Raw genomic sequence first — 19,240 nt, forward strand, 5'->3', positions numbered from 1 at the left:
AGAGAGGGGGGCAGATCCGGACAGGATGCATGGTCAGAGGCGTGTATTTACGCTACCCTTTTTGCATTAATCATGGGGGTGGGAATGGAAAAGCATTATCCGGTTTTGAGTGAAAAAAGCATTGTGATGCGCTGGGGCGATATGGACGCCATCGGCCACCTTAACAACGCGGTGTACTTCCGCTATCTGGAGCAGATCCGTATCGACTGGCTGGAGGAGGCAGGCTTCCCGATTACGCCGGATGGCATCGGCCCGGTCATCGCGCATACCGCCTGCCATTTCAAGCGTGAAATCAGCTATCCGGCCACCTTGCATATCACCATTGAGCTTGAGCATCTGGGGCGTAGCAGCCTGAAGCTGCGCCACCGTTTCTTTTGTGGCGAGGATCGCACGACAGTGTACGCAGTCGGTGAGGTGACGCTGGTGTGGGTGGATTACCGCGCGGGCAAGAGCGTGCCGATTCCGCAGGCTCTACGCGACATGGCTGGGGCGGCAAACCCAGTTTGATGGCGGAAGGAAAGCCGCCATCTTGATCCAATAGAGAACGGGTAGGTTAAATAGCAACTATATTTTATTTTCATTTATTATATAAGAGTTTGTTAAAATTCACGCCATTCGTTTATCTGGCGGGAAAATTTCATGCGTTCCCTACGTAGCAAGCTGACTCTGTTGACGGCAGCAGCCATGCTGTTTGTCGCACTGAGTATTACCCTGATTGTCTGTTTTAACCTGATGCGTAACGCCAAGCAGGAAGCCTTGCGCGAGATGCAGCAGGTGACCCATGCCCAGGCGCAGTATGTGTCCGAGTGGCTGGGGGTACGCAAAAAAATCATCAGCAGCAGCCTTGAGCGCGCGGCAGACCCTCAGGTCAGCTACTACCTCAAACAGTTGGCTGAATCCGGTGGTTTCAGCATCATCTATGCAGGTAATGGCGCAACCGAGGATATGCAGTACTCGGTGCCTGGCCGTCCCAAGCCCAGTGCAGAGTACCGTCCGTCGCAGCGGCCATGGTTTCAGCAGTCAAAATCGCAAAACGGCATCATCGTGACCGAGCCGTATCCGGACTCCGAGCCGGAAACCAGAGGGCAACTGGTCATCACTATCGCCGACAGTGTCAAAGGACAGCCTTTGGTTGTGGGTGGCGACATCCTGATCGAGCAGTTGGTGCAGTCCATTCTGGCAGTCGAGATGGAAGGGCAAGGCCATGTGTTCCTGATGATGAAGGATGGCAAGGTCATCGCCTATCCGAAAGACGGCACGGCACTCAAGCCGATTGCCGAAGTGATCCCGGCGCTGGATGGCACGACGATAGCCGCGATGGCAGCATCCTTGCAGCCACGCGCAATGGAGATCGGCGGCAAGGACTTTCTGGTCGAGCTCAAACCGGTCGCCGGCAGCGACTGGGTGCTGGGCGTCGCCATGGACCAGGCTGAAATCGATGCGCCGCTGCATCGCATGCTGCTGATGATCGTCGGCGCTGTGGTGCTGGTGTGTGCGCTGGTGTTGCTGCTGTGCTCGGTCTATCTGGGGCGTTTGTTGCTGGGCCTGTTCCGGGTGCGCGATGCGATGCGCGAGATTTCGGCGGGCGAGGGTGACCTGACCCGCCGCATCGAGGTGGCCGGCGATGACGAGGTGGCGCAGACCGCGCAGGCATTCAACCAGTTTGTGTCGCGCCTGAACGGCATGTTCCGTGAATTGCAGGGCGAGGCCGTGGCGCTGGGGCAGGGCGTGGTGCAGGTGGGGGCAATGGTGGACAAGGTAGCCGCTGACTCGCATGCGCTGGCCGATATCTCCAGTGCCAATGCTGCCGCCATCGAGGAGGTGAGCGTGAGCATCGCGCATATTGCCGAGGCGACCCGCGAAACCGACGAGCTGGCCCGCGTATCAGGACAGGCGGCCGACGCCGGTGCCGCCGACATGCTGCATATCAGCGACAAAATGGCGCAGACCAGCCAGTCGGTTGGCGACCTGGCCCGTTTGCTGGGCTCGCTGGAGCTGCGTTCGCAGGAGATTTCCAAGATCACCGGCGTGATCAGCGATATCGCCGATCAGACCAATCTGCTGGCGCTGAATGCGGCGATCGAGGCGGCGCGTGCCGGCGAGCAGGGGCGCGGCTTCGCGGTGGTGGCGGACGAGGTACGCAAGCTGGCCGAACGCACGGTGCGGGCGACGGTGGAAATCCGCAGCATGATCCAGACCATACTCGCCGAGACCGGCCAGGCGGTCGGCAGCATGCAGCAGACCTCGCGCTCGGTTGGCGACAGTGTGGAGCTGACGCAGGGCGCACGCGAGCGCATGCAGCAGATTACCGGCACCATGAGCCAGGTGATGGAGCGCATCGGCGGCATCGCGCTGTCGACCAGCGAGCAGCACAATGCGACGACGGCGATGGCGCAAAGTACCGAATCGATCAACGGCCGTATCGTCCATTCCGATACCGACTTGCAGCAGGCGCGTGCGACGCTGCTGCAACTGGCGCAGCTGGTGCAGGCGATGGAAGCCGCGTTTGCCCGCTTCAGGCTGTAAAACCAACAGGCTATAGCCGCAAAAAAGCCCGTCAGGCTGGGTCTGACGGGCTTTTTGCATGCCGTGTGGCAGCGCTTGCTTTCAAGATTGACGGCCCTTGGCTGCGCGGATGCGTGCGCGCAGCAAGAAACGGTTGGGCGACAGCGCATCGACTACCGGCTTGGGCAGTGGCAGCGTTTCGCCGCAGGCGAGGCTGGCAATCAGCTCGCCCGCCAGCGGCGCGCTGACCATGCCGCGCGAACCATGGCCGCTGCTGATATACAGGCCATCCAGCCAAGGCATCGGTGTCGTCAGCTTGAGGCTGGCATCGCGTCCCAGGTCGGCGTAGGCCGCTTCAAACGCGTCCTGGTCGGCAAGCATGCCGACCAGCGGCAGGTAGTCGGGCGTGGTCGCGCGCAAGGCGGCGCGCCCGCCCAAGGTGGCCGGCGAGAGTGTGTCGCCATCCAGCGCCTGATAGAGCGCCGGGCTCAGCTCGGCGAGCATGGCCAGATTGCCCGTGTGCTCATCGGCCGAGACTTCGCTGTCGCTGCGTTCGAAATTGAAGCTGGCACCAAAGGTGTGGGCATCATCAGCCGCCGGTGCGATATAGCCTTCACCGCACAGCACGGTTTTCAGTTGCCGGCTCGCCCCGGTGGCTGCGGCTACCGACACCTGACCGCGTATCGGCTTGAGCGGCAGGTGTGCGCTTTGTGTAAACAGGGCGCTGGCATTGGCGCAGGCGATGACTACCATATCCGCGCTGCAGCTCCCGCCGTCCGCCAGTTCTGCCTGCCAGCCCTTGTCCGTTCTGTCCAGGCTCTGCACTGCGGCGCCATAGCGGCAGCTCACGCCCGGAGTAGCCAGCAAGGCCGCAACCAGCCGTGGCGGCTTGATCCAGCCGCCTTCGGGGAAAAAAAGCCCATCTTGGTTAAGCGGCAAACCGGCGAGTACGCCGGCTGCAGCGGCTGAGACCGGATGCAGCAAGCTTGCGGGAAAGGCCGCTGCCAGTTGCGCCTGACGTTTGCGCGTGGCGTCGTCGTGTGCCAGTTGCAGTACGCCGCAATCATCCCAGTCTGTGCCTTTTTGCTGGCAGGCATAAAGCGTGCGCAGGTTATAGCCGTAGCCGGCGAGCAATAGCCGGGTTTGCGGGGTAAGGTGGGCCGACAGTTTGAGGTAAAGCACGCCTTGCGGATTGCCCGAGGCTTCTTGTGCGGGCACCGCGTGGCGCTCCAGTACCGTCACGCTAAAGCCGCGCCGGGCGAGGCTGGCGGCGGCGCTGGCACCGGCAATGCCAGCGCCAATCACGATGGCGCGCCGGCCACCCGTCTGGGGCGGGCGGGATAGCCAGGGTGCTTGCCAGGGCAAGGTGCCGGCGGCAAGGCGCGTGCCCACGGTCATTTCCCGTTTGCTGCCAAAGCCCGGTACTTTCTTGACGGCAAAGCCAGCAGCGCTCAGGCCGCGGCGCACAAAGCCGGCGCAGGTAAAGGTTGCCAGCGTGGCGTCGGGTGCGGACAGGCGTGCAAGCTGTTCGAATAGCGGCAACTGCCACATGTCCGGATTTTTCGACGGGGAAAAGCCGTCGAGAAACCAGGCATCGACGCGAGTATCCAGCTCGGGCAGGGTGTCCAGCGCATCGCCGATGAGCAGGCTCAGGCTGACACGCCCGCCATCCAGCAACAGGCGCTGGTGTCCGGTTTCCATGCCGTGATACAGCGCAAGCAGCGCCGCTGCTTCGCTGGCAAGTTCAGGCCAGGCTTGCAGTGCACGGCTAAGGTCGGCATGGCTAAGCGGGTGTTTCTCGGTGCTGACAAAATCCAGCCGTGCGCCGGCGGGTGCACAGGCCTTGAAGAGCTGCCAGGCACACAGAAAGTTGAGGCCGGTGCCAAAGCCGGTTTCGCCCACAGTAAAGTGTGCCTGCTGCGGCAGTGCGGCAAAGCGCTCGGCCAGACGGTTGCCGGCCAGAAACACATGGCGTGTTTCATGCAGCCCGCTGTCGCGCGAGAAGTACACATCGCCATAGTCCAGCGACGAGGGTTGCCCGTCCTGCCACTCAAGACGGGCGTGAAGTGGCGCGGCCGTCATGCCGCTTGCAGCGTGGCGGCGACGCCGGCCAGCACATCGGGCGCGAGCGAAGGCAGCGCGATTTTTTGCGCTTGCGCCAGATGGGTGTAATGGCGGTCCATCGAGCGCAGATAGAGCGGGTCGTAATGCAAGGTCAGCAGCTCGCCGACCAGCAGGCCGAATTCACCGCTACGGATCAGCGCCGACCAGTGCCCCAGCTGCTCCTTGGAGTGCACCGCCTTGAGAAAGCCCAGTTGCTTGATCAGGCTTTCCGGGTCGGACACATAAAAATCGTAGTCTTCCAGCAAGAAACGCACGCGCTCTGCCAGCGGTACATCCACCAGCAGGCAAGGGCTCTGGTGCATGCGCTCGAACAGCGACAAGGGCAGGGTGACCTGGCCGACTTTCTTGCTTTCCGACTCGATAAATACCGGGCGGGAAAAATCCAGCTTGCGCATGGCGGCCAGCAGTTGCGAGTCGAATGATTTCTGGCTGGGTTGCGGCGAGCCTGGCAGCTTGCCCAGGACCGAGCCTCTATGGTTGGCCAGCCCTTCCAGATCCAGCACCTGATGGCCGGCGTGTGCCAGCGCATCCAGCAGCCGGCTCTTGCCCGACCCGGTTGGTCCGCACACCACGCGCAAGTCCAGCGTGGATGGCAGGTTTTCCAGCTGCGCCAGCACTTCGTGGCGATAGGCCTTATAGCCGCCTTGCAGCTGGTAAACCGGCCAGCCGACCTGTGCGAACACGGTCGCCATGGCGCCGGAGCGCTGTCCGCCGCGCCAGCAATAAATCAGCGGCCGCCAGTTGCGCGGCTTGTCGGCGAACTGTTCTTCCAGCGCCAGCGCGATATTGCGCGACACCAAGGCCGCGCCGACCTTGCGTGCTTCAAACGGCGACACCTGCTTGTACAGCGTGCCGACTTCGTGGCGTTGCGCGTCATCCAGCACCGGGCAATTGATGGCGCCGGGGATGTGGTCTTCGGCAAATTCGGCAGGGGACCGCACGTCGATCACCTCGTCAAATTGCCCCAGTTGTGCTACGGTCGCGGGCTTGAAAAGCATAGTATTTGGAAGGACTTTATCGTGTCCGTAATCAGATTGACCCAATTGTCTCACGGCGGTGGTTGCGGTTGCAAAATCGCGCCGTCAGTGCTCGAAACCATACTCGCCAGTACCCGCGAGAAGATGGTCTTCCCTAATTTGCTGGTCGGCACCGAAACGGCTGACGACGCAGCGGTATACAAACTGAACGAGTCGCAGGCGCTGGTCGCCACTACCGACTTCTTCATGCCCATTGTGGACGATGCCTTCGATTTTGGCCGGATTGCTGCAACCAACGCGATTTCCGACATCTACGCCATGGGCGCGACTCCCATCATGGCGCTGGCGATTGTAGGCATGCCGGTGAACGTGTTGCCGGTAGAAACCATACGCGACATCCTCGCCGGCGGTGAGTCGGTGTGCCACGCAGCCGGTATCCCGATTGCCGGCGGCCACTCCATCGATGCGCCCGAGCCTATTTATGGTCTGGTGGCCATGGGCATCGTGCACCCCGACCAGCTCAAGCGTAACGACGACGCCCAAGAGGGCGATGTACTGATTCTGGGCAAGGGGCTGGGAGTCGGCATTCTGGCGCAGGCGATGAAGCGCGGCGAACTGGACGAGGCCGGCTATGCGGCACTGATCGCCTCGACGACCCAGCTCAATACGGTGGGCGCCAAGCTGGCCGCCTTGCCTGAGGTGCATGCGCTGACCGACGTGACCGGTTTTGGCCTGATGGGCCACCTGCTGGAAGTCTGTCGCGGTGCCAAGCTTGCGGCCGAGGTCGAATTCGACAAGGTGCCGGTCATTACTGAAGCGCGCCCGTTTGCCGAAGCCGGCATCGGCCCCGGCGCGATTGAGCGCAATCAGGCCAGCTTCGGCCATGATGTCGATTTTGCCGAGGGTTTGGCACAGTGGAAGCGCCGGCTGCTGGTCGACCCGCAAACCAGCGGTGGCTTGCTGGCGGCCGTTGCGCCGGAAAAAGCCGACGCCGTGCTGGCCATGTTCCGCGAAGCGGGCTTTGGCTACGCCTCGGTGATTGGCAAGCTGCAAGCCGGCGATGCGCGGGTCAGCGTGATTTAACGCAGCAGGGTGGGTGAGGCCGCAGGCCATAACCCGCCCGCTCAAACAGAGGGCCGTACGCATTCGCGTGTGGCCCTTTGCTTTTATGGGGGCGAAGAGGGTGCCGGCATGCTGCGCGTGATCGTCCTCAGATGGCCAGTTGCGCGAGCTTATAAAGCGCGAAGGCGACCAGCACCGCGCCGGCTGCGCGGTTGATTCCGCTGCGTATCTGCAGGTTGATGCGATGGCGCAGCGCCGCGCAGCCGAAGCTCAATACGACCCACCATAGTGCCGACCCGATAAAGACACCGCTGACAAACACCGCCGTCCCGCCTGCGACGGCTTGCTGGCTGCCCAATGCCGCAAAGATGGCGATAAAGGTGGTCACCGTCATCGGGTTGGTTGCCGTGAGTGCCAGTACCGATGCGTAAGCGGCAGGCAGTCCTGTGGTGCGGGGTGTCTTGGCCGGGTCACTGGCGGTGGGAGCACGCAGCATGCCCACGCCCAGCCACAGCATAAATAAAGCGCCAGCCAGCGCGAGTGGCCCAGCGATGCCGGTAAATGCATGCATCAGGGCGTTGGTGCCAAGCGCGCCTAATAGCGCATATAAGGCGTCAGCGCTGGCTGCGCCCAGCCCGCTGACCAGACCATAACGGGCACCGGACTCAAGCGCGCGCTGCATGCACAACAAACCGATCGGCCCCAGCGGTGCCGCTACCGAAAGCCCGATCAGGGCAGATTGCAGAAATAGAGTGCCGGACGACATGGGATACCTTCTTTGCGGGTGTAGATAAAGGTATTTTCATGCTTGTGGCCTGGGCTTTGAATGCGATAATTCAGGTAAATCGATTGCTTTCCTTAAAAAGTAATGATTAACACGAGGATGACTTAAAAAATGGAAATAGATGGCAAGGCGTGGGCGCTCTTGCAGGCGATCCAGCAGGATGCCCGCATGTCGTTGACCGAACTGGCTGCGCGTGTCGGCCTGTCAGTACCGGCAACATCGGAGCGCATGAAACGGCTGGAAGAGGCGGGCGTGATCCGCGCTTATCGCGCGCACGTTGATCCGGTGCTTGTGGGTTACGGTGTGCAGGCCTTGATCGGTATGACCACGCCGCAGCCGGGCAAGCAAAAGCTGTTGGCCAAATTGGGTGAAATGCCGGAAGTGATCGAGTGCCTGCATGTGACCGGCGAGGATTCCTACAGACTGCGCGTGGTCGCGCACGACATCGCCCACCTTGAGGCGCTGGTTGGTGCGATCAACCACTTCGGTGAAACCCGCACCTCTATCATCATGTCGACGCCGATCCCGCTGCGGCCGCTGGCGCCGCCAGTACGGTGATGTGGCTGCGCTGGTGGGCCATACCCACCAGCAGCCAGGCGCCCGGTACCGGCTGACGCCGCAGACTGGCCACTAGCCCACCTTGTGCCTTGGTGCAACGCCTAAGGGGCGGGACCGGGATGGTCCTGGTCCCGCGCGAGCCGCAGATGCAGCGGGCTCAGTATGCCGTCCAGCCGCCATCGGTTGCGTAAATGGCACCGGTGAGGTTGGAAGCTTCATCGGATAGCAGGAAGCAGATCACGGCCGCCTGTTCCCACACCGTGGATTGACGCTTTTTACTGTCGGCGTAGGCCAGAAGGCTGAGCGTCTTGGTGCGCCCCATATTGGGCACTTCGGTGTTTGGGTTGTCCTTGCTGGCGGCCATGACATATTTTATGGCCATGTCGGTCATTGCTGTTTCGGTTGCGGCCATATTGACCGAATTGACGCGGATACCATACGGGGCGTAGTCGATAGCACCATTGCGGGTCAGGCCATTACAGGCGTGCTTGCTGGCGACATAGGCCGAGTTGCCAGCCAGGCCGGTGAGGCCTGCAATCGAGCAAATATTCACGATCGCTCCACCCTTGCCCTGTTTCAGCATCGGCTTCAGTTCCGCGCGCATGGACTTAAATACACCTGTCGCATTGACATCCATCAGCGTGTCAAAGTACTCGTCACCCGCATCCGCAATGGCACTAGGAAGCAGGTTTTTTTGCTTTTGATAATCAAACACCGCATCGGGCGCCATGGCAGCCATGATTCCGGCTGAATTCAAGGCGCCATTGATTTCACCGTAAGTACGCAGGGTCAGGTCGACGGCTTTTTGCAAATCCTCGTTACTGCGCACATCGCCTTTCACGAACTCGGCTTTCCCGCCTTCCTTGCGGATCTGGGCTACCGTTTCCTTGCCGTCTTTGTCTAGCACGTCGAAAATCACCACGTTAGCCCCTTCACGAGCCAGGCGGATGGCAGATGCCGCACCGATGCCACGGGCTCCGCCGGTAATAAAGTAGGTTCGCCCTTCATGGCGTTTTGGAATGAAATAAGCCGGATCAATCGGCTTGATGTCGACAGGTTTGTAGTTTTCAGCCAATGCCGGTGTGGCCAGCAGGGTTCCGCTCAAAAGCAGCAGGCCTAGCGATTTTTTGATGGTATGCATGACAGTTCCTCGACGGTGATGAATCAGAAGCGGGCGATCATGAGCGCGCTGGCACTAAACCAGTTTTGGTAGTCGCCGTTCAATGCACGGCGTATCGCCGTGCCAGGTATGGTATAGGCAGCGGACATGACAAAAATCAGCTTCGGGTTGGCCACGTAACGCGCGGTCAGGTTAATTTCCTTGCCCAGATCGCGCGAGCTGAGCACCGACAGTGCCTGCGCGCCGCCCAGGTTGTTCAGCGTATCGGCCTTGAACAACCAGAATTGCGGGGTCAGCTCCCAGCGTGGCGAAGGGTTCAGCCTGGCCATAAAACGGTGGGCGATCACGTTGGAAGTCTGCACCACCTTGTACTGGTTGAGCCCCTGCACCCATTCGTCACCGGCACCACCCGCGTACAGCGGATCCCAGCGCTCGAAGGCCTTGGTGTCGGGGTTGTCGCCGGTGAATTTCGAATAGCGGTAGCTGAGCGTCGGGCGCCAGGCGATGTCACGGAACTGCCAGCCGGCCTCCGCATAGCCGCCCCAGGCGTCCATGTCGAAATTCTCGTTGCTCTGGTGTGCGATTTCCGCCCGCGCGTACAGGCTGGACTGGCCGGGAGCAGGCTCGTAGGCCGCCCGCAGGTCCGCCACCCGCAGGCCCTCGCGCGAATACACAGCGTCTGGCGTGAAATAGGAAGCCCTCGACTTGGGTACCTGCAGCCACATGGCGCCCAGCCGCAACTCGGGCAGCACCCGCCCTTCGTAATTGACGCCATTGATCACGGTGCCGGTGTCGAGTTCCTCAAGCTCGTCCGGGTCCAGCCTGAAGAACTCGAGCTTGTGGCGGTCGTAGACAAACATGGCGTGGGCCAGCGGATTGGCGGCGTCGCGCGGGTTGGACTGCAACGCAGCCCGCTCGCCGCCGTTAGCCGAAGCCAGCCTGAGGATCATGCCGTTATCGACCTGAAAAGGCTTCCTGCCGTAGAGCAGGCTGAAGACGCGCAGGCCACCCTGATCGGTCGTATCGCGGCCGACAAAGCCGAGGTAGGCGTCTTCCACTCCGCCATGCGCGCGCGTCTCGTCAGTGAACAGCTCCGGCCCCCACGAGCCCGACACGATATAGCTCGCACCGCCAAACACCGAGATCCGGTCGCTGAGCGCACTCAGGCCGTACAAGCCGGCTTCCACGCTGCTCTCGAGCCAGGTGTCGGTGCCGTCACTACCGGAAGGCACCCGCGCCAGCGGATTGCCCGCCGTCAGCACCTCGGGGCGGCCGAAAAAGGCGTGGGTATTGGAAAACACCATCGTCTTGTTTTCCAGCTTGGCCAGCAGTGCCGAGCGGTCGTCCGCGTACAGGGTCGGGAAGTCCTGCCAGCCGCGGCCGCGCAATACGCCGATCGGCACCTCATCCAGCGGCCTTGCCACATCGCTGAGGGCGACGTCGACGACCAGCTCCAGCGAGCCATTGCCGCCCAGACGCGCCTGATAGCTTGCATCCTTGACGAACGCCAGCCGGCGGACCTGGTTGAGCATCAGGTCGCTGCGCGACGGGTCGTACAGGTCACCCGAAAACGCGCCAAAAGCCTTGAGTACGGCGTCGCGGTAAGCAGCGTTTTCCTTCTGGCCGCCGTCGAACACGACCTGGACAGCCCCGATCCGCCGTCCTGAATAATCGCCGTCGCTGCCTGCCATGGCTGGCGAGAAAAATGGCGAAATCGCCCACACCAGCACGACCCACTGCAGTACCCGCCGGCACCCCCGGCCTGCCACTGCCCACCAGCTTTTCCAGTCAAGCATCGCCTCTCCTCGTGCCCGGTACCCTATGCCAGCCTGCCTTGCCCAGATATGGTCCTTGTCATTGCAGGTAACACTGTAAATGCCAGTCTAGGTCAATCTATCGGTATGGCTTGGGGTTTGTGTGAAACGGACGAACCCAGTGTTGCGTGCGTGGTAACACCGGCCCGGGAAGCAAGCCTGTAGCATGAGCAAGGCCACCCGCAGGTGGCCATTGAAGTGAATGCTAGTTTTTCTCCGGCATCGCGGAGGAGTGGTGGCTGGTGATGAGCCACTCATGGCCATCCCAGCGATAGGTGTAGCTGTACCGGCCGCTGACCGTTTCCCCTGTCTTGCCAAAGGTGAAGGTGTAGAGTCCCGCATCCAGTGCCGTATTGCAGCCTGTCTCTATCATCCGCTGGTCGATCTTGCCGGAAGGCCGGTCTTTCAGGAAATAGCGGAAATAGTCTTCCTTTTCAGATGGCGTGAGCCGCGGCTTGTTTGATACGGTAGGCAACAGAATGGAGCGCTCTGCATAGTTGGCAACTACCTGATGGGGGTCTCCTGTCTGAAGCGACTGATTCCAGCGATCAAATAGCGCCGCGACCTCGGCTTCGGATATCGGCTTGCAACTTTCGGTATGGGCCTCCTGTTGTCTCGCCTGGGAGGGCGGACCCGAGGCGCAGCCAGCAAGAGCCGTCGCAACGAAAAGCAGACTCAACATTCTCATGTTCTGGTTCTCCAGTACTTTTCGCATCTTTGGCCGCCGGTAGCGGCAGCATATGGCGCGGCAAGCGAGTTGTAGATTTACAGCATGGCTGGCGCCCGGAGCGTGCTATCCATTTCATGTCGCGATAGGTATCTGCAGCTTCGGTGGCATCCTGCACCACGCAGGAACTCTAGCACCTCGTCACAGGACAAGATCCCGTTTTTCCGGGTTCGGCGGGTATTTGTCTGGCAATCCCTTTGCCGCTGAGGGGGCGCAGATAGCGGGGCGGGAGGTAAGACACCGGCCACCCTTAGGCCGCCGGCATCTTGTTTAGCTACCAGGAAACAAAAACGGGTGGATGCCGCTGCGGACAAAGCCTTCTTCTTCGATGGCGGCGTCGGGCATTAGCGTCGCCAGATCGTCGGCCACCCTACGCGCTACAGGGTGGCCGTCGCTTCTTCCTGAGCGAGGGTAGGGGTGTGCGTTTGGCTGGTCGATTGCTGCTGGTGTTCGTTCCATAAGCGCTCGACCATCGCCCGGAAGTCTGCATCTTCCGCAATGGGGTGCTGGTCAATATCAGTCAGCGTGTCTTTGTAGAGATTTTTGCCACCATTATTTGGTGAGTCGAGGGCGGTACGGAAGGATTTCTCGGCGGCTGCGCGCTCGTCGAGCAACCATTGGACGTAGGCCAGGTTGCTGAGGGCGGAGCCTTCATTCTCGTTGAGTTGCAAGCTTTTTAGCAGGTTTTCTTTTGCCGTGTTCAGTATGGTCAGCGTCTGTGTTTTGTCTTGCCATGACTGCTTAGCTTGCATTAATAGCGTAAAACCTATGCCGTTGAAGGCATGCGCCACCTGCTTGCGGATGGTGGGCGTGTCGTCAGATGAGTAGTTTTCAATAAGTCTCTTGCAGATGGAGATCAACTCGTCTGGTTTCTGCATTTTTTCGAGGGTGACAGCCATATTGGCCATGGCCTTGGCGACTTGTTCGCGGATGGCGGGTGTATTGTCTAACGAGTATCTATCGATAAGCTCTCGGTAGGTGGCACACGCTTCATCGTTACGTCGCAAATGATTTAATGTGAGTGCTCGATTGAGGAGGGCTTGTGCGGTGTTACCTGCTCCGGCATTTGGAATGCAGCTTGCGTGCTTCCAGTACTGGGCTGCGTCTTCGTATTTCTCAGTGTTATATGCGTCAAATGCCCGGGTGTTCCAGTCGTCGAAAGAGTAGCTGGCTTCCGGTTTTTCTCGAATGTGTTCGGCGTCTTGTTTGAGGGCTTCTTTTTCCTGTGCGCTGATGCGGGGCGTACCGATCTTTGAGTCACCCATATTTTTCTGAATTTCAGCCATTGCCTGGCTCGAATGCTGCTTTACTCCGTCGACTTCGTCATCGATGTTGCCGTGTGCTTGTTTGGCTTTTAGCTTCAGTTCTTCAATTGTCTCTAGCAGAGTATTGTTGTTGTTCTTGAACCATTCTTGGCTGGCTTGTTCTGCTATTTTTCCGGATTCTTTTTGCGCCTCTTCCCTAGCTTCCCTTTTGGCTTTTTGAGCGACTGAAAAACCACCGATAAAGCCACCTGCAGTGAGGAGTAAGGTCACCAAAATACTCGCAATACCAATGATCACTGAAAAGCGGTCAATTCCCTGCCCAATATCGGTGACCCGATTGTTCTGCTCGTCGATCCTTTTTTCCAGTGCATCGATTCTTGCCTTGACCGCTTCAGCATCTTTCTGCGCAAGTTCGCGCTGACTGTCGAGCTTAAGCTGCAGCAGTTCCTTGTTCGCAGCGAAGTCGTCCCGGCTGACGGCTTCGGCTGTGGCGGGGAGAGCGATGCTCAGCAGCAGGCTGAGCCAAAGTAGACGTAGCAGGCGGGTCATGGAGGAGCAGACGTAAAAGCGACAAGGTCGGATTATGCCATTGGCGCAGTGGGAGGTGGCGGTGCTATAGCAAATTGCTGTTGGTTTGTATGTTGGGGAGGGGAGTAACACCGGCCACCCTCGGGCAGCCGGCGTCTTGTTTAGCTGCCGGGAAACAAAAACGGGTTGATGCCGCTGCGGACAAAGCCTTCTTCTTCGATGGCGGCGTCCAGCGTCAGTGTCGCCAGATCGTCGGCCACGGCTTCCAGTGCCATGTCCTTGCCCAGTGCCATGACCTTGAGGTAGCTGCCGCAGTCGCCACAGCTTTCGGCACGCACGGCGACGGCCTTGTCGTCCGGCGACCAGTAGCCGATATCGCGCGTCGATTCGCAGTTGCTGCACTTGACGCGCACCATATGCCACTCGCTCTCGCACAGCGTGCAGTGCAGATAGCGCAGGCCGTCCTTGTCACCGATCTTCACCACGCTCGCGACCGGCCCCTGGCTGCATACAGGGCACAGGTGGCGGCTTTCGTCCGGTTCGGCGATGGCGTGTATCTTCAGCTGGCTGGCGAGCTGGCTGAAGTAGACCGACAGTGCGGCCCAGACAAACAGCGCGTCGGCGCTGGAAACCGCGTCGTAGCGTCCGGCCAGCAGCGCGCTGGCCAGCGTTTCGCGATCTTCGCGCGCTTGCGTTTGCAGCGCCATGATGGTGTCGGCGATGACGCCGGTGGTGCCGGGCAGCAATTTGCCCAGTAGCGCATCCAGCAGGTCCTGCCACACTTGGTCGCGTGGCCAGGCACTGCTGCCCAGCGGCGGCAGGCCATGGCGTGCGCATTCGGCAAAGTAGGCATCGCGCGCCGGCAGCGCCAGCGGGTGTTCGGCGACCAGTGCGTGCTGCGCGCGCGCGATGCGGGCACAGAAGCGCAGATAGTCAGCCATGTCGTGGCCGTCAGCGAGTGTTTCCAGCCGCTGGGCACGGGTGAGGTACAGCGTTTTCGGGTCGGGCAACAAAAGCGGCGGGATATCTCCCGCCGCTTGCGTCAGCTCGCCCTCGGGGACGATGCGGATGCTCATGGTTAGCTCTTTTTCTCCTCGGCGCGTTTGGCCATCACTTCACGATACCAGCGCGGGTGGTGCTTCTTGGCCCAGGCTTCGGTGACGACACCTTCGACCATGGCGCGCACTGTGCCGCGTACCCAGATTGCCGCGTAGACGTGGATGATGATGCCGGCGATCAGTGCCAGAGCTGCCCAGGCGTGCACGAACAGCGCGATGCGGATCAGCTCGATCGGGAAGTACTGGGCGAAGTAGGGCCGCCAGATGACGATGCCGGTGGAAATCAGCCCCAGCATGCACAGGGTCATCATCCAGAACATGCCTTTCTGGCCGCCGTTGTACTTGCCGGTGTCGCCGACTTCATGGCCGGACAGCACTTCCTTTACCGACTTCATCCACTTCACGTCCTCGCGGTCGATGAAGTTGTGATGCCAGTAGCGCAAAAACTGCACGAAGAAACCGACGAACATGATCACCCCGACAAAGGGGTGAACAATGCGTGCCAGTTGCGGCGTACCGAATACGCCGGTCAGCCAGAAGAACGCCGGGTAGAAGAAGGCCAGCCCCGAGATCGCCAGTACGATAAAGCATACGGCGACGATCCAGTGGTTGACGCGCTCGGCCGCGTTATAGCGGCGGATCAGCTTTTCCTTCATGCCTTGTCCTCCTTGCTGTCCGGCTTATCCTTGCCTGCGCTCTGTGGCTTGGCTTCGTCTTCTTCTTCGTCGGCCTTGTTCGGGCCCACGCCGATGTAGTGGAAGAAGCCGAACAGCACTGATACCGCCAAGCCTATGGTCGACAGCGGCTTGAGGATGCCTTTCCACAGGCCGACCGTGGTGCTGATCGCCGGGTCTTTCTTCAGGCCAGCGTACAGTTCGGGACGATCGGCGTGATGCAGGACATACATCACATGCGTGCCGCCCACGCCTTGCGGGTCATACAGACCCGCCTGCTCGAAGCCGCGCGTTTTCAGCTCGGCTACGCGCTCTTCGGCGTGGTGCTTCATGTCTTCCTTGCTGCCGAAGCTGATCGCGCCGGTCGGGCAGGTCTTGACACAGGCCGGCTCCTGGCCGACCGCAACGCGGTCGGAACACAGGGTGCACTTGTACGCCTTGTTGTCCTTGGCGTTGATGCGCGGCACGTTGAACGGGCAGCCGGCGATGCAGTAGCCACAGCCGATGCAGTGCTCGGACTGGAAGTCGACGATACCGTTGGCGTACTGGATGATGGCGCCGGGCGACGGGCAGGCCTTGAGGCAGCCCGGCTCGGCACAATGCATGCAGCCATCCTTGCGGATCAGCCATTCGAGCTTGTTGTTTTCCTCATGCTCGGTAAAGCGCATCACCGTCCAGCTTTGCGCCGACAGATCGGCCGGGTTGTCGTATACCCCGACACAGTCTCCGACCTCGTCGCGCAGGTCGTTCCACTCGGAACATGCCACCTGACAGGCCTTGCAGCCGATACAGGTGGTGACGTCGATCAGCTTGGCGACCTCGGTCTGGTGGGCGCGGGCGATCGGCGGCTGGGTCGGGCTCGCGGAGCGGCGCAGAATGTCTTGCGATTGCATAGGCGTCTCTCCTTAGGCTTTTTCGACGTTGACGAGGAAGGACTTGAATTCCGGCGTCTGCGTATTGGCGTCACCGACAAACGGTGTCAGCGTATTGGCAAGGAAGCCTTTCTTCGCCACCCCCTCGTAACCCCAGTGAATCGGGATGCCGACGTGGTGCACGTCCTGACCGTTGACCTTGAGCGTACGGATACGCTTGGTCACCACCGCCTTGGCCTTGATATAGCCGCGCTTGCTCGACACCTTGACCGTATCGCCGTGGGCGATGCCCTTCTCTTTGGCCAGACCTTCGCCGATTTCGACGAATTGTTCCGGCTGCGCAATGGCGTTGAGCAGCACGTTCTTGGTCCAGTAGTGGAAGTGCTCGGTCAGGCGGTAGGTCGTCGCCGCATACGGGAAGTCGGCCTTGGTTCCCAGTTGCTCCGCGTCGCCCTTGAAGATGCGCGCGGCCGGGTTGTTGACCACTTTCGGGTGCAGCGGGTTGGTGCCGATCGGGCTCTCGAATGGCTCGTAGTGCTCGGGGAACGGGCCTTCGGCCATCTTGTCCAGCGCGAACAGGCGGCCCAGACCCTCAGCCTGCATGATGAACGGACTCATCTTGCTGCCTGGCGGCTCGTCGGCCTTGAAGTCGGGGATGTCGATGCCGGCCCACTTCTCGCCATTCCACTTGATCAGCGTACGCTTGGCATCCCATGGCGTGCCGTCCGGCTTGTTGGACGCACGGTTGTACAGGATGCGGCGGTTTGCCGGCCATGCCCAGGCCCAGCCCAGGGTGTTGCCCAAGCCGGACGGGTCGGAATTGTCGCGCCGTCCCATCTGGTTGCCCGCCTGCGTCCAGCTGCCGGCGAAGATCCAGCAGGCGCTGGCAGTGCTGCCATCGGCTTGCAAGGCGGCAAAGCCCGGCAACTGCTCGCCCTTCTTGGCGAGGAATTCGCCCGGCTTTTTCGGGTCGGGAATGTCGGCCAGTGCCTTGCCGTTCAGCTCCTTGGCCAGTTCTTCGGCTTTCGGGTCGTGCGCGTCACGGTAGGCCCACGACAGCTTCTGGATAGGTTCGGCGTAGGCACCGCCTTCCTTGGCGTACAGCACGCGTACATGGGTGAAGATACCGGCGATGATCTCGACATCGGTCAGCGCTTCGCCTGGCGCATCGGCGCCTTTCCAGTGCCACTGCAGCCAGCGGCCGGAGTTGACGATAGCGCCTTCCTCTTCGGCAAAGCAGGTGGTCGGCAGGCGGAACACCTCGGTCTTGATGCTGGCGCTGTCCACGTCGTTTTGCTCGCCGTGGTTTTTCCAGAAGGTCGAGGTGTCGGTTACCAGCGGGTCCATGATCACCAGGAACTTGAGCTTGGAGAGCGACGCGACCACCTTGTTCTTGTTCGGGAACGAGGCGACCGGGTTGAAGCCCTGGCAGAAGTAACCGTTGACCTTGCCCTGGTTCATCATGTCGAAGTAGCGCAGGACGTCGTAGCCCTGATCCCACTTCGGCAGCCAGTCAAAGCCCCAGCTGTTTTCCGCGGTGGCGTTATCGCCCCAGAACGACTTCATCAGCGACACATGGAACTTCGGCGTGTTCTGCCAGTAGTTCATCTGGCCATCGGCCAGCGCCTTGGGGGTGGTGGCTTCGAGGAAGGTCTCGAGCGTGGTTTCCTTCTCCGACGGCAGGCGCAAATAGCCCGGCAGGCTCTGCGACAACAGGCCTACATCGGTCAGACCCTGGATGTTGGAGTGGCCGCGCAGCGCGTTCACCCCGCCGCCGGCCATGCCCATATTGCCCAGCAACAGCTGGATCATGGCCATGGTGCGGATGTTCTGCGAGCCGATCGAGTGCTGGGTCCAGCCCAGTGCATACAGGAAGGAAGTCGTCTTGTCGTGCGCACCGGTGCTGGCGATGTATTCGCACACCTTGAGGAAGGCGTCCTTGGGCGTGCCGCAGATGTTTTCCACCACGTCTGGCGTGTAGCGTGCCACATGCTCGCGCATCAGGTTGAGCACGCAGCGCGGATCCGCCAGCGTGTCGTCGCGCTTGGCAAAACCCTGCTCGTCCAGCTGGTAGCTCCAGCTGGCCTTGTCGTATTTCTTGGTCTCCGCGTCCCAGCCGGAGAACAGGCCTTCGTCAAAGGCGAAGTCCGGATTCACCAATAGTGCCGCGTTGGTGTAGGCGAGGGTGTATTCCTTGTTGTACGCGCCTTTTTCCAGCAGGTAACGGATCACGCCGGACAAAAAGGCGATATCGGTACCGGTACGGATAGGGGCGTAGTAATCCGCCACCGACGCCGTGCGCGTAAAGCGCGGGTCAATGACAAGGATTTTTGCCTTGTTGCGGGTTTTGGCTTCCAGCGCCCAGCGGAAACCCACCGGGTGTGCTTCGGCAGCATTGCCGCCCATCACCACGATAAGATCAGCGTTCTTGATGTCGACCCAATGATTGGTCATCGCACCACGGCCAAATGAAGGGGCAAGACTTGCCACCGTCGGACCGTGTCAAACGCGCGCCTGGTTGTCGACTGCCAGCATGCCCAGCGAGCGCACGAACTTCTGTGTCAGCCAGCCGGTTTCATTGCTCGAGGCCGAGGCGGCCAGAAAGCCCGTGCTCAGCCAGCGGTTGACCGTAACGCCATCGGCGTTTTTCTCGACGAAGTTGGCATCGCGATCGGTCTTGATATGGCGCGCGATGCGGCTGTAAGCCTCGTCCCACGAGATGCGCTTGAATTCGGTGCTGCCCGCTTCGCGTACTTCCGGGTACTTGAGGCGGTTCGGGCTGTGTACGAAATCGAGCAGGCCGGCGCCCTTGGGGCACAGTGCGCCGCGGTTGACCGGATGGTCGGCATCCCCTTCGATATGGATGATGTCGGATTTTGCATTCTTGGCGCCGTCGCCAAGGCTATACATCAGGATGCCGCATCCTACTGAGCAGTAAGGGCAGGTGTTCCGCGTTTCGCTGGCGCGCAGAAGCTTGTAGCTTCTGACGTCGGCCATGGCTACACCCGGCGTAAAGCCGAGAGCCGCGATCGTGGTGCCTGCCATGCTGCCGCCGCACAGTTTGAAAAACTGTCGTCTGCTGACTTGCATGGGTTGACTCCAGGGTAGAGGATTTGAAACTTGTTGGTTTTTTTATTGGATAATTGTGATCTTTATAGACACTATACGTGTG

Annotated in this window: 15 protein-coding genes; 4 read left to right on the forward strand and 11 right to left on the reverse strand. The window is 60.6% G+C overall.

The window, feature by feature from the left end; genetic code table 11:
• Nucleotides 1-84 precede the first annotated feature (84 nt).
• A complete protein-coding gene (locus tag GQF02_RS02010; RefSeq protein ID WP_160794449.1) occupies nucleotides 85-507 on the forward strand; it encodes an acyl-CoA thioesterase in 423 nt (140 codons plus the stop codon).
• 132 nt (nucleotides 508-639) lie between these two features.
• The gene (locus tag GQF02_RS02015) at nucleotides 640-2,526 is read left to right on the forward strand and encodes a methyl-accepting chemotaxis protein (RefSeq protein WP_160794451.1); all 1,887 of its coding nucleotides are present in this window, start codon (nucleotides 640-642) and stop codon (nucleotides 2,524-2,526) included.
• Nucleotides 2,527-2,607: 81 nt separating this feature from the next.
• Here GQF02_RS02015 and mnmC read toward each other — a convergent pair whose 3' ends face one another.
• Nucleotides 2,608-4,587: a bifunctional tRNA (5-methylaminomethyl-2-thiouridine)(34)-methyltransferase MnmD/FAD-dependent 5-carboxymethylaminomethyl-2-thiouridine(34) oxidoreductase MnmC gene (gene mnmC / locus GQF02_RS02020; protein WP_160794453.1), complete on the reverse strand. Its 1,980-nt coding sequence runs from the start codon at nucleotides 4,585-4,587 to the stop codon at nucleotides 2,608-2,610.
• On the reverse strand, nucleotides 4,584-5,627 hold the full coding sequence (gene mnmH / locus GQF02_RS02025) for a tRNA 2-selenouridine(34) synthase MnmH (protein WP_160794455.1): 1,044 nt from the start codon (nucleotides 5,625-5,627) through the stop codon (nucleotides 4,584-4,586). Before mnmH ends, mnmC begins: the two co-directional genes overlap by 4 nt.
• A gap of 18 nt (nucleotides 5,628-5,645) precedes the next feature.
• Here mnmH and selD point away from each other — a divergent pair, with 18 nt between their 5' ends.
• Nucleotides 5,646-6,689 (forward strand): selenide, water dikinase SelD, encoded by a 1,044-nt coding sequence (selD, locus tag GQF02_RS02030; RefSeq protein WP_407924820.1) that lies wholly within the window; start codon nucleotides 5,646-5,648, stop codon nucleotides 6,687-6,689.
• Between the two features lie 127 nt (nucleotides 6,690-6,816).
• On the opposite strand, the gene GQF02_RS02035 is transcribed toward selD, so the two are convergent.
• Nucleotides 6,817-7,434 (reverse strand): LysE family translocator, encoded by a 618-nt coding sequence (locus tag GQF02_RS02035; protein ID WP_160794457.1) that lies wholly within the window; start codon nucleotides 7,432-7,434, stop codon nucleotides 6,817-6,819.
• A gap of 129 nt (nucleotides 7,435-7,563) precedes the next feature.
• Between GQF02_RS02035 and GQF02_RS02040 the strand changes: the two genes are divergently transcribed.
• Nucleotides 7,564-8,010, forward strand: a complete 447-nt coding sequence (locus tag GQF02_RS02040) for an Lrp/AsnC family transcriptional regulator (protein WP_160794459.1) — start codon at nucleotides 7,564-7,566, stop codon at nucleotides 8,008-8,010.
• 157 nt (nucleotides 8,011-8,167) lie between these two features.
• Here the strand turns inward: GQF02_RS02040 and GQF02_RS02045 are convergent, their stop codons facing one another.
• The 8 genes from GQF02_RS02045 to fdnG all read right to left on the reverse strand — a co-directional run bounded on the left by GQF02_RS02045 (nucleotide 8,168) and on the right by fdnG (nucleotide 19,158).
• Entirely contained in the window at nucleotides 8,168-9,085 is a 918-nt protein-coding gene (locus GQF02_RS02045; protein ID WP_220789275.1) for an SDR family NAD(P)-dependent oxidoreductase, read from the reverse strand.
• 89 nt (nucleotides 9,086-9,174) lie between these two features.
• Nucleotides 9,175-10,926 (reverse strand): alginate export family protein, encoded by a 1,752-nt coding sequence (locus GQF02_RS02050; protein ID WP_160794461.1) that lies wholly within the window; start codon nucleotides 10,924-10,926, stop codon nucleotides 9,175-9,177.
• 223 nt (nucleotides 10,927-11,149) lie between these two features.
• Nucleotides 11,150-11,659, reverse strand: a complete 510-nt coding sequence (locus GQF02_RS02055; RefSeq protein WP_220789276.1) for a DUF4440 domain-containing protein — start codon at nucleotides 11,657-11,659, stop codon at nucleotides 11,150-11,152.
• A 389-nt stretch (nucleotides 11,660-12,048) separates the two neighbouring features.
• Entirely contained in the window at nucleotides 12,049-13,485 is a 1,437-nt protein-coding gene (locus GQF02_RS02065) for a tetratricopeptide repeat protein (RefSeq protein ID WP_160794465.1), read from the reverse strand.
• A gap of 140 nt (nucleotides 13,486-13,625) precedes the next feature.
• Entirely contained in the window at nucleotides 13,626-14,540 is a 915-nt protein-coding gene (fdhE, locus tag GQF02_RS02070; RefSeq protein ID WP_160794467.1) for a formate dehydrogenase accessory protein FdhE, read from the reverse strand.
• A 2-nt stretch (nucleotides 14,541-14,542) separates the two neighbouring features.
• Nucleotides 14,543-15,178 (reverse strand): formate dehydrogenase subunit gamma, encoded by a 636-nt coding sequence (locus GQF02_RS02075; RefSeq protein WP_124734234.1) that lies wholly within the window; start codon nucleotides 15,176-15,178, stop codon nucleotides 14,543-14,545.
• A complete protein-coding gene (fdxH, locus tag GQF02_RS02080; RefSeq protein ID WP_160794469.1) occupies nucleotides 15,175-16,089 on the reverse strand; it encodes a formate dehydrogenase subunit beta in 915 nt (304 codons plus the stop codon). The genes GQF02_RS02075 and fdxH overlap by 4 nt, the downstream gene beginning before the upstream one ends.
• Before the next feature lie 12 nt (nucleotides 16,090-16,101).
• Nucleotides 16,102-19,158, reverse strand: coding sequence for a formate dehydrogenase-N subunit alpha (gene fdnG, locus GQF02_RS02085; RefSeq protein ID WP_160794471.1), 3,057 nt, complete (start codon nucleotides 19,156-19,158; stop codon nucleotides 16,102-16,104).
• Between the last annotated feature and the right edge of the window lie 82 nt (nucleotides 19,159-19,240).

The sequence above is a fragment of the Craterilacuibacter sinensis genome (assembly GCF_009831765.1).
Classification (GTDB): domain Bacteria; phylum Pseudomonadota; class Gammaproteobacteria; order Burkholderiales; family Chromobacteriaceae; genus Craterilacuibacter; species Craterilacuibacter sinensis.

Bases quoted from the DNA above. Each gene is read 5' to 3' on its own strand.
- GQF02_RS02010 (WP_160794449.1), top strand. From the start codon at position 85: ATGGAAAAGCATTATCCGGTTTTGAGTGAAAAAAGCATTGTGATGCGC.
- fdhE (WP_160794467.1), bottom strand. From the start codon at position 14,540: ATGAGCATCCGCATCGTCCCCGAGGGCGAGCTGACGCAAGCGGCGGGA.
- mnmC (WP_160794453.1), bottom strand. From the start codon at position 4,587: ATGACGGCCGCGCCACTTCACGCCCGTCTTGAGTGGCAGGACGGGCAA.
- GQF02_RS02015 (WP_160794451.1), top strand. From the start codon at position 640: ATGCGTTCCCTACGTAGCAAGCTGACTCTGTTGACGGCAGCAGCCATG.
- GQF02_RS02050 (WP_160794461.1), bottom strand. From the start codon at position 10,926: ATGCTTGACTGGAAAAGCTGGTGGGCAGTGGCAGGCCGGGGGTGCCGG.
- GQF02_RS02075 (WP_124734234.1), bottom strand. From the start codon at position 15,178: ATGAAGGAAAAGCTGATCCGCCGCTATAACGCGGCCGAGCGCGTCAAC.
- GQF02_RS02065 (WP_160794465.1), bottom strand. From the start codon at position 13,485: ATGACCCGCCTGCTACGTCTACTTTGGCTCAGCCTGCTGCTGAGCATC.
- fdxH (WP_160794469.1), bottom strand. From the start codon at position 16,089: ATGCAATCGCAAGACATTCTGCGCCGCTCCGCGAGCCCGACCCAGCCG.
- mnmH (WP_160794455.1), bottom strand. From the start codon at position 5,627: ATGCTTTTCAAGCCCGCGACCGTAGCACAACTGGGGCAATTTGACGAG.
- GQF02_RS02035 (WP_160794457.1), bottom strand. From the start codon at position 7,434: ATGTCGTCCGGCACTCTATTTCTGCAATCTGCCCTGATCGGGCTTTCG.
- GQF02_RS02040 (WP_160794459.1), top strand. From the start codon at position 7,564: ATGGAAATAGATGGCAAGGCGTGGGCGCTCTTGCAGGCGATCCAGCAG.
- GQF02_RS02055 (WP_220789276.1), bottom strand. From the start codon at position 11,659: ATGCGAAAAGTACTGGAGAACCAGAACATGAGAATGTTGAGTCTGCTT.